Here is a 5,715-nt window from a genome sequence, read left to right on the forward strand (position 1 = left end):
GGCGCCGTGGCCGGGCCGCCGGTGCGCGGGGCGCCCGGGACCTCCTCGGCGGAGGTCTGCGGCGGGGTCGGGCAGGCCTCGGCGCAGCCCTCGGCCGGCGGCTTCGGCGGGGCCTTCTCCACGTTGGCGCAGTGGTTGCCGAAGGCCGGGTTGCCGACACCGACCACGTTCACCGGGTTGCCGCAGACGTTGACCGGGGCGTCCACGGGCGCCTGGATCTGGTTTCCGGAGAGCACACCCGCCGAGCCGGTGGCTACGCCGGAGGCGCCGGCGCCCGGGACGGTGGTGGTTCCCGGGACGGTGGTGGTGCCCCAGCCCCCGCCGGTGCCGGAGCTGTCGACACCACCGCCGCCACCGCCGGTGTGGCCACCGTTGGTGGCGCCGTCGGGCCGGCCGCTGTGGGCGGGCTTGGGTGCCGAGTGGCTCCCGCCGTGGCTGACGTTGGCGCAGTGGTTGCCGAACGACGGGTTCAGCAAACCGATCACGTCGATCGTGTTGCCGCAGGCATTGATCGGCACCTCGATCGGCACCTGCACCGAGTTGCCCGAGACGACGCCGGGCGAACCGGTGGCACCCCCCTGTGCCTCGGCTCCCCCCGCATAGGCGTAGCCGGCGGCCGAGGCCAGCACACTGCCGGTGGCCACGGCCGTGAGGATCCCCTTCTTGGCTACATTCCTCATGTTTTCCCCTGACATTTCGAGACGACGTGTTGGCCTTGACATGAACCTTCGAAAAAGTCGGAATTTCGGTATATCCGTAAATCACGCAAGGGCTTCGGCTGCACACGGGTTAACGAGGGGCCGACGGGGAGGTTGAGCCGAGCGAATCGGCTTCACCCGATCGAGCGATCGCGTCGGATCCCGTGTATCCGGCGACCGCCCGGGGCGGCCGGAGCAAGTCCGGCCCGCACCGGATCGCCGGGGAACGCGAACGCCCCCGGTGCGGCACATCCGCCGCCCGGGGGCCGGGCTGAGTCCGCTCAACAGGCCTCGATGGCCCGGAGGTTGACTCAGGAGTTGACGCAGTGGTTGCCGAACGCCGGGTTCAGCACGCCGACGACGCTCACGGTGTTGCCGCAGATGTTGACCGGGACGTGCACCGGAACCTGGATCTGGTTGCCCGAGAGGACGCCCGGGGAGCCGGCGGCCACACCCTCGGCACCGGAGTGGGCGGACGCGACACCGGCGGCGGCGAGCACCAGGCCACCGGTGGCGGCGGCGACAGCGGCGATCTTCTTGACCTTCATCATTCCTCCTGTATGGACAACGCAACCCGTTCGGCGGGCTGCACAGGAATGAACGACGCTGCGGCAAACGGGGTACGGAGTGAATCTCCCATTCACCCGCAACGGTGAGGTCTCGTACAAATAATCAGCTTGGGATTCCAGGAAGAATCGATTCTGTCGATCTCCTTCTTCCTGTCCCACAATCATCAGCTCGGACAATGCGGCCGGCCCGCCCCCGACACTGCGGAAGCGGGCCGACCCAGTCGCCTGATCAGGGGTTCAGCAGGCGTCGATGAAACGGTCCAGCACCCGGACGCCGAACTTCAGACCGTCCACCGGCACCCGCTCGTCCACGCCGTGGAACATCCCGGCGAAGTCCAGCTCCGGCGGCAGCTGGAGCGGCGCGAAGCCGAAGCAGCGGATACCCAGGTCCTGGAACGACTTGGCGTCCGTCCCGCCCGACAGGCAGTACGGCACCGCGCGGGCGATCGGGTCCTCGGCACGCAGCGCGGTCTGCATCGCCTCGACCAGGGCGCCGTCGAAGCCGGTCTCGATCGCCTTGTCCGAGTGCAGGCTCTCGCGCTTCACGCGCGGGCCGAGCACGCTGTCCAGCTCGGCCAGGAACTCCTCCTCGTAGCCGGGCAGGAAGCGGCCGTCCACATGTGCGGTGGCCTGACCGGGGATCACGTTCACCTTGTAACCGGCGCCGAGCATGGTCGGCTGGGCGGTGTTGCGCAGCGTCGTGCCGATCATCTTGGCGATGCCACCGAGCACGCGCAGCGTCTCGTCCATGTTCTCCGGGTCCAGCTCGACCCCGAGCGCGTCCGACAGCTCGTCCAGGAAGGCCCGGACGGTCTTGGTGATCCGCAGCGGGAACTGGTGCCGGCCGAGCCGGGCGACCGCCTCGCACAGCTCGGTGATCGCGTTGTCGTCGTTCTCCATCGAGCCGTGGCCCGCCCGGCCCTCGACCGTCAGGCGCATCCAGTGCATGCCCTTCTCGGCCGTCTCCACCAGGTAGAGGCGGACCTGGTCGTTGACCGTGAAGGAGAAGCCGCCGACCTCGCCGATCGCCTCGGTCACGCCTTCGAACAGCCCCGGGTGCTTGTCGACCAGGAAACGCGCACCGTAGGTGCCGCCGGCCTCCTCGTCGGCGAGGAAGGCCAGCACGATGTCACGCGGAGGCTTGCGCCCGGTGCGCAGCCGGTCGCGGATGACGGCCAGGGTCATCGCGTCCATGTCCTTCATGTCGACCGCGCCGCGCCCCCAGACGCAGCCATCCGCGATCTCGCCGCCGAACGGGTCGTGGGTCCAGTCCGCGGCGTTGGCCGGCACCACGTCGGTGTGGCCGTGGATCAGCAGGCCCGGACGGGACCGGTCCTCGCCCTCGATCCGGACCACGGTCGAGGCCCGGCCCTTGGCCGACTCGAAGATCTTCGGTTCGAGCCCGAACTCGGCGAGCTGCTCGGCCACGTACTCGGCCGCCTTCCGCTCACCCGGACCGGAGCCGTCCCCGTAGTTGCTGGTGTCGATCCGGATCAGATCGCGACAGATCCCGGCGACCTCCGACTCAGCCGTCACCTTCGGCGCCGCCGACTCGCTCCGCTCGCTCACGGTCACTCCTCGTCTTGGGCCCGCACCGACGCACCAGCGCGCCACCCCCAGGACCTGCACCCGGGCCGTACGAGCACGTCCGCCCATACTCCCCCAGCCCCCGATCCCGATCCACCCCCCGCACGCTCCCGAAACCCCCTGGTCACGCCACCGCCACACGCCGCCTCTTGCCCCCGCCACCGGCTGCGCCCGCCCGCCGGGAACCGTTTTGGGACCCCAAGCCGATCTTTGCTACAGTTACATCTGTCAGCGCGACGGACGAGAGATCGGAAGCCGCGAGGGCGACACCCGGTCCGGGTGGCGGAATGGCAGACGCGCTAGCTTGAGGTGCTAGTGCCCTTTATCGGGCGTGGGGGTTCAAGTCCCCCCTCGGACACCAGTGGAAGGCCCCAGTTCATCTGGGGCCTTTCTGCTTTTCAGCTGCGGTTTTCGGCTGCGGCGCGAACCGGCTGCGGGCGGGATGTCCGGCCGGTGGGTACCGGCCGGACATCCGGACGGGCCTGGTCCGACGGGACGGTGCCGGGGTCGCGCGCCCTCGACAGCGGGGCTCGGTCAGCCTGCGGGGTGCCGGCACCCGAACCGGCGAAGGAGCCGGAGACGCCGTTGTCGTCCGCCCGGATCCAGGAGCCGGCGTGCGAGATCCCGTCGGGACCGACGTGGGACTCGACGGCGGCGACACCGGCACCGTTCCGGTTGGCGACGAAGAAGCCCTTGCCGAAGTTCGCGTCGATGCCTTCAGTGGCCGAGGCCAGGCCGGCACAGCCGACGACGAGCGGGACGGCGAGGGCGCCGACAGCCACGGCTCGCTTGAGAGCACGCATGAAGATCTCCTCCACGGAGTTTCCGGATCCGGTGGCGGCGCCGACCGGCCCCGCCGCGACTCGGACAGCCACGGCCCGCGTCCGGCCGCAAGCGGCGCCACGCCCGGTCCGGCCTCACGCCCCGCCAGAAACGCCGCCCCTACCAGCGGGAATGCAGTTCGTATGCCTATCTCCGAGGAGCAGTCGGCTGGAGCAGACGAACGTCGCTCCCCGTCCCGGTCGAACCCCGCCGCGGGCCGCCGCTTCGCCCCACTTCCCGCAGGCGTCATCCGAACGGGCCGATGCGCGGCTGGGGCGTACGGGAACGGCTGGCCGGCGGCTCGGACGCCGACGGGTTCCCGCAGGTCACTCCTCCGACTTCCACCGAAGTCTCGCCCACGGCCAACGAGTTGGCGGTCCGCCACCCCCTTGACAGTCGCTCCGCACAGTGCAGAATGGCTTCATCATGAAGCAGGTAAACACATCGGAGAAGGCGGCGGCCGGTCCGCTGGGGCGGGACGCCGAGGGTCGGCTGTACGACAGCAGGGTGCGTACGGCCATGGGCGTGTTCACCAAGGGAGGGGACACCCTGGCGCTGGAGGCCGCGGCCGCCGCACGGTCGGCGTTCCACACGGTGGAGAAGCTGCGGTCGCACGGATCGCAGGGGCGGGGGTTGAGCGCGGGGGCGCTGGATGTGCTGGTGCGCCTCGGTGCGGCAGGTGAACCGGGGCTGGGCGTGGGCGAGTTGGCCCGGGCGGGCGGGGTGAGCCCGCGCAATGCGACCGGGCTGGTGGACACCCTGGAGCGGGAGGGGCTGGCCCGCCGCTCCCCCGACCCGAACGACCGGCGGGCGGTGCTGGTCACCGCGACGGCCGAGGGGCTGGCCTGGCTGGAGGAGTTCCGGGTGCCCACCGAGCGCGCGATGGCCGCCGTCTTCCGAGGCTTCAGCCCCGAGGAACTGGCCCAACTGCGGCACCTGTGCCTGCGGTTGGTGGAGAACCAGCAGCAGATCGAGCAGTACCTGACCGCGGTCGCGGACGGCCCGGGCCCGGACGTCGGCTGACCCCGGGGCCCGCCGCGCGGCCGGCCCCGGACGGGGTGGCCCGACCGCCCCAGCGGGCCCCTCAGACCTGGCGGGCGTCGGCGCCCAGGGCGCTCTCGATGCCCTGGACCATCCGCCACAGCGGCGCCCGGCGGCTGGCGACCAGGACCACGACGTCGTCGGGCTCGCCCTCGGTGGCGGTCTCGGCCGGGCGGTCGCTCCAGGTGCCGGTGACGAAGGCCATCGCCGCGTCCACCTCGGCCACCCAGTCGCTCTCCCCGCCCGAGCGCAGCCAGGTGCGCAGGGCGTGGTTGTGCGCGGAGACGACGGCCGCGGCGATCACGTCCGCGCGCAGCGGGCCGTCCGGGCGGTCGGCGAAGCGGCCGCGCAGGTAGGCGGCGAGGGTGTGCTCGTAGCGCCAGACCACGGACAGCTCGTACGCCCGCAGGCCGGGCACCTTGCGGGTCAGGCGGTAGCGCTGGACGGAGAAGGAGGGCTGCTCGGCGTACATCCGCAGAACCAGGCGGGCGGCGTCACAGGCATGCTTGACCGGGTCCTCCTCGCCGGTGCCGGAGTCCAGGAACTCCGTCATCTCGGCGAGGCTGCGCTCGTGGTCGGGAAAGACCACGTCCTCCTTCGCCGGGAAGTAGCGGAAGAAGGAGCGCCGGCCGACACCGGCCAGCGAGACGATGTCGTCGATGGTCGTCTGCTCGAAGCCTCGCTCCAGGAAGAGCTCGAAGGCCGCGGCCACCAGCGCCTCGCGCATCGCCGGCTTCGAGGGCCCGTCATTCATGGGCTGGTCCTGCTCTTCCTTCTCGCTCATTCACCGGAACCTAACATCCACGCCGAGGGCCGGCACCGGCGGACGGGCCGCTCACGGGCCCGGCCGCCGGTGCGCCTCAGGGCGGGTTACGGGAGGTTGCGGGCCATCACGATCCGCTGGACCTGGTTGGTCCCCTCGTAGATCTGCGTGATCTTCGCGTCCCGCATCATCCGCTCCACCGGGTAGTCCCGGGTGTACCCGTACCCACCCAGCA

7 protein-coding genes and 1 tRNA gene are annotated in these 5,715 nt (G+C 71.0%); 2 read left to right on the forward strand and 6 right to left on the reverse strand.

The genetic code is table 11. The features are described 5' to 3' along the window. From KS423_RS48230 to KS423_RS36865, 3 genes are all read right to left on the reverse strand, one after another. Positions 1-680, reverse strand: a 680-nt coding sequence (locus KS423_RS48230; RefSeq protein WP_308020288.1) for a chaplin, incomplete at its 3' end; no start/stop codon positions are given. A 329-nt stretch (positions 681-1,009) separates the two neighbouring features. Continuing rightward, positions 1,010-1,246, reverse strand: coding sequence for a chaplin (locus KS423_RS36860; RefSeq protein ID WP_224284102.1), 237 nt, complete (start codon positions 1,244-1,246; stop codon positions 1,010-1,012). Between the two features lie 258 nt (positions 1,247-1,504). Further along, positions 1,505-2,836 carry a M20/M25/M40 family metallo-hydrolase gene (locus KS423_RS36865; protein WP_224284103.1) on the reverse strand — a complete coding sequence of 444 codons (1,332 nt, stop codon included), beginning with the start codon at positions 2,834-2,836 and terminating at the stop codon, positions 1,505-1,507. Between the two features lie 291 nt (positions 2,837-3,127). Here KS423_RS36865 and KS423_RS36870 point away from each other — a divergent pair. After that, positions 3,128-3,215 (forward strand) — tRNA-Leu (locus tag KS423_RS36870). A 37-nt stretch (positions 3,216-3,252) separates the two neighbouring features. On the opposite strand, the gene KS423_RS36875 is transcribed toward KS423_RS36870, so the two are convergent. Continuing rightward, positions 3,253-3,657, reverse strand: coding sequence for a hypothetical protein (locus tag KS423_RS36875; RefSeq protein ID WP_224284104.1), 405 nt, complete (start codon positions 3,655-3,657; stop codon positions 3,253-3,255). 445 nt (positions 3,658-4,102) lie between these two features. Here KS423_RS36875 and KS423_RS36880 point away from each other — a divergent pair, with 445 nt between their 5' ends. Next, on the forward strand, positions 4,103-4,699 hold the full coding sequence (locus KS423_RS36880; protein WP_224284105.1) for a MarR family winged helix-turn-helix transcriptional regulator: 597 nt from the start codon (positions 4,103-4,105) through the stop codon (positions 4,697-4,699). 61 nt (positions 4,700-4,760) lie between these two features. Here KS423_RS36880 and KS423_RS36885 read toward each other — a convergent pair whose 3' ends face one another. Both KS423_RS36885 and KS423_RS36890 read right to left on the reverse strand, forming a co-directional pair. After that, complete coding sequence (locus tag KS423_RS36885; protein WP_224284107.1) at positions 4,761-5,444, reverse strand: TetR family transcriptional regulator; 684 nt, start codon at positions 5,442-5,444, stop codon at positions 4,761-4,763. 143 nt (positions 5,445-5,587) lie between these two features. After that, a partial coding sequence (locus tag KS423_RS36890) for an acyl-CoA dehydrogenase family protein (protein ID WP_262986058.1) occupies positions 5,588-5,715 on the reverse strand: 128 nt, incomplete at its 5' end.

Source organism: Streptomyces sp. LS1784, assembly GCF_020103755.1.
In the GTDB taxonomy this organism is placed as follows: domain Bacteria; phylum Actinomycetota; class Actinomycetes; order Streptomycetales; family Streptomycetaceae; genus Kitasatospora.